This window comes from Corallococcus praedator, from assembly GCF_003612125.1.
Classification (GTDB): Bacteria; Myxococcota; Myxococcia; order Myxococcales; family Myxococcaceae; genus Corallococcus; species Corallococcus praedator.
Genome location: NZ_RAWI01001101.1, coordinates 1 through 434 on the forward strand (window position 1 = coordinate 1; position 434 = coordinate 434).

The following is a 434-nucleotide window of genomic DNA, read 5'->3' on the forward strand; positions in this document are numbered from 1 at the left end:
CAGCTCAGCCAGTATGCCGTCGTCATCGACATCGGGGAGGCGACCTCGAGGCTGCGGTCGGTTCTCGACGAGATCGACTACCGCAACCTCGACGAGTCGCCCGCTTTCGCGGGGCGACTGTCGACGACCGAGGCCATAGCCCAGCACGTCGCGGTACGGCTCTGCGAGGGCTTCGACACCCGCGGCTTCGCGGAACTGGAGGTCACCCTGCGGGAGCATCCGGACGCCTGGGCGTCCTTCACCTTGACGCTTCCCCCGAGGTGACGTTCGCGCTGGTCGCCCCCACCCACGACGGCGTGCCGACCGGGGGTCACGTCTACAACGAGCATCTGCTGCGCGAATGGGCTGCGACCGGCGTTCCGGTCGTGCTCGAACGCGTCGAGGGCGGCTGGCCGCATCCATCGGCGGATGAGCGGGCTCGCCTGCGGTTCACC

At 69.1% G+C, this 434-nt stretch carries 1 protein-coding gene; it reads left to right on the forward strand.

The features are described 5' to 3' along the window. The coding region (locus D7Y13_RS43210; protein ID WP_208734657.1) for a 6-pyruvoyl trahydropterin synthase family protein at positions 1-264 on the forward strand (264 nt) is incomplete at its 5' end. Positions 265-434: the final 170 nt, after the last annotated feature.